We start from the raw sequence: 3,146 nt of genomic DNA on the forward strand, positions 1-3,146 counted from the left end.
GCTTACCGAAACCTCAAAATAAAACTATCAATCTATACTATGGAGTCTAAAGAATTAAATATTTCCCCCGTTGGACGGGTAGAAGGTGACCTAGATGTGAGGGTGTATATGGAAAACGGGGTAGTCACCCGAGCCCACACCCAAGCTGCTATGTTCCGCGGTTTCGAGAAAATTATGCAGGGTAAAGACCCCCAATCAGGGCTTATTGTAACCCCGCGTATCTGTGGAATTTGCGGTGGTTCGCATCTATACTGCGCTTCTTCTGCCCTGGATACTATCTGGAAAACCCAGTTAACCCCCAATGCCCTATTACTGCGGGCAATTGGTCAAGCGACTGAAACTATTCAAAGTATTCCTCGCTGGTTCTACGCTATCTTCGCTACCGATTTGGCTAATAAGAAATTTGCGAACAAACCACTCTACCAGGAAGTAACCAAGCGATTTGCCGCCTACGTAGGAACATCTTTCCAAAAGGGAGTGACCGCTAGCGGACGACCCGTAGAGGTGTACGCTTTATTTGGCGGACAGTGGCCTCACTCTAGTTACATGGTTCCCGGCGGAGTAATGTGCGCCCCAACGCTAAAAGACATCACCCGCGCTCACGCCATTATGAACCAGTTCCGCAACGACTGGCTGGAGCCAGTATGGTTGGGTGGGTCCGTTGAGCGTTACCTGCAAGTTAAAACCTGGGACGATTTAATGGCCTGGGTAGAAGAAAATGAGTCGCAGCGAAATAGTGACTTAGGGTTATTTATTCGGGCTTCCCTGGAGTTTGGTTTAGATAAGTTTGGGCAGGGAGTAGGGAAATTTATCGCCTACGGTACGTATCTGCACAAAGATATGTATAACTATCCTACCATCGAGAGTCGTTCTGCTGCAGTGGTGAGTCCTGGTGGGTTCTACGATGGCGAAAAGTACCACGAACTAGACCATATGCAGATTGCTGAACACGTGGAGCACACCTGGTTTAAAGACCATAAAGCAGCTCACCCGTGGGATGCACCGGTACCGGTTCCGTCGGGCGATTCTACGATACTTACTGAAACCGACTTCAACGGAAAGTATAGTTGGTCCAAATCACCTCGTTACATGACCCACGCGGCTGAAGCTGGTCCGCTAGCTCGGGTAATTATGGCATCCAACCCCGAGAACCGAGAGCACCAGAATCGTGATGGTCTATTCGGGGATATTATGAAGCAGAAAGGGGCGAATGTGTTTACCCGAACCCTAGCTCGTATGCACGAAGCTCCTCGGGTCTTCGAGTACATCAACCAATGGTTAGGTGAGATAGACTTGGACGGTGAATTTTACATTAAGCCAGAAGAGCGCGATGGTAAAGGTTGGGGAGCGACCGAAGCAGCGCGCGGTGCTCTTGCCCACTGGGTTGAAATTAAAAATGGAGTCATTGAGAATTATCAGATCGTAGCCCCCACCACCTGGAATGTGGGTCCTAATGACGATGATGGCAAGCCTGGCCCAATTGAAGCCGCCTTGGAGGGTACTGAAATTGAAGATACTCACGATCCGGTAGAAGTAGGTATGGTCGCCCGCTCGTTTGACTCTTGTTTGGTGTGTACGGTTCACGCGCACGATGCCAAAGATAACAAGGAGCTCGCTCGCTTTAAGCTGTAATAAATTAAGCGAAAACGTTTCATTCAATCAGAAGTAAGTGAGTATGACTACGACGGGAAGTAGTTCTCACCGCATTGCGATTATGGGTTTTGGAAACCCGGTTCGCAGCGACGATGCGGTGGGAACGTACGTAATTCAGCAGCTTAAAAGCACCCTCTCTGAACGGGAAGATATCAGCTTGTTTGATATGGGCACTTCAGCTTTTGAGGTGCTCTTCCAGCTAAAAGGACACCAACAAATTATTCTGGTAGATGCGGTGGTCAATACTGGTGATCCAATCGGTACGCTGTATCGGGTTCCGGCAGAAGAAGTGCGGAGTGCTCCGCAAGATGATCCAATGGTATTCTTGCACAGTATTAAGTGGGATCAAGCTTTATCGTACGCTAAAAAACTACTACAAGATGAGTACCCAGATAACATTCAGGTGTACCTGATTGCCATTGATAATACCCGTTTGGAAGTAGCCATGTCAGATGCCGTACAGCAAGCGGGTGACCGAGTAGTAGAGTATATTCTGGAGGAGGTCGCATGGACAGCATCACCCTAAAGGCATCGCATCTGTACATTCCGGGCGATATTGCCGCGAAGGTTTTTGGCGACGAGCAGCGGGCTTATCTCGCCTATCAAGCTGAGCGATCTACCTTATTGGTCGCTCCCGTGTCGCAGCAGTGGTTCTACAAAATGCACCAACCCAGCCAGCATATGCTGAAGAGCCGAAACCTAAAAGGAGACAAAACCATCGCTCTGCACGAAATTTTGATTGATAATGCACTGGATAATCAGGATCGTGAACTTGAGTATACGCTTCAAGATACTTCCGGTATTTTGAAGATCAGCCTATAATAATTATGATAATAATCTACCTAGATAAGAACTATCAGAACGAGGTATCAAAAATCGTTGGTTCGGTACCCCGTCTGTCGGAGTTGGTAACCATCACTACCGAAGATGCCTTAGCCGCCAACATAATTGTGGACGAACGAGGAATTACGCTGCCGCTGGTTTGGGATAATAGTGCTCCACCCTTTCTGATGAGTAGTCCCGCACCTCTACACGTTGAAGTGTTGCTGGGCTACATTTTCATTACCCTTGGAAACTACGCCGAAGCACAAAATTATCTGGCGCAGCACACCAAACTCTACAACGAAGTGATGAGCTTAGGCTGTTTGCAAACTAATCAATCGTTGCCCATTGAGGTAGCCAGCACTTTCAATGGAGAAAAGTATCGTGATCAACACAACAAGGCTTTACTCCAGCAGTACGGTCTTTGGCCCACTTCGGTAACGCTGGCCGACGTACAGCAGACCTACCAAGAGGCACTAGCTACGGCTCCAGATCAGGAACACTACGCTTTCACGCTGAGGCAATACGCTACGTTGCTGCTGGATACTAACCAGGGACAGAAAGCAGAAGAACTATTACAACAGCATCTGGCTCAACACTTATCAGAAGAGGCATCTTACGCGCTAAAGTCAGTGTTGACTAGCACCAAGATGGCGCAGTTATCCGTACCC

At 48.3% G+C, this 3,146-nt stretch carries 3 protein-coding genes and 1 pseudogene; all 4 read left to right on the plus strand.

Annotated features, from left to right (window positions below; translation table 11 throughout):
• Positions 1–39: 39 nt before the first annotated feature.
• Positions 40–1,632 (plus strand): nickel-dependent hydrogenase large subunit, encoded by a 1,593-nt coding sequence (locus WBA23_RS06580; RefSeq protein ID WP_424581460.1) that lies wholly within the window; start codon positions 40–42, stop codon positions 1,630–1,632.
• Between the two features lie 43 nt (positions 1,633–1,675).
• Entirely contained in the window at positions 1,676–2,179 is a 504-nt protein-coding gene (locus WBA23_RS06585; RefSeq protein WP_424581458.1) for a hydrogenase maturation protease, read from the plus strand.
• Complete coding sequence (locus tag WBA23_RS06590; RefSeq protein WP_424581459.1) at positions 2,161–2,475, plus strand: hypothetical protein; 315 nt, start codon at positions 2,161–2,163, stop codon at positions 2,473–2,475. Before WBA23_RS06585 ends, WBA23_RS06590 begins: the two co-directional genes overlap by 19 nt.
• A gap of 5 nt (positions 2,476–2,480) precedes the next feature.
• Positions 2,481–3,146: pseudogene (locus tag WBA23_RS06595) on the plus strand (hypothetical protein); the annotation flags it as partial.

The organism is Tunicatimonas sp. (genome assembly GCF_049647865.1).
GTDB lineage: Bacteria > Bacteroidota > Bacteroidia > Cytophagales > Cyclobacteriaceae > Tunicatimonas.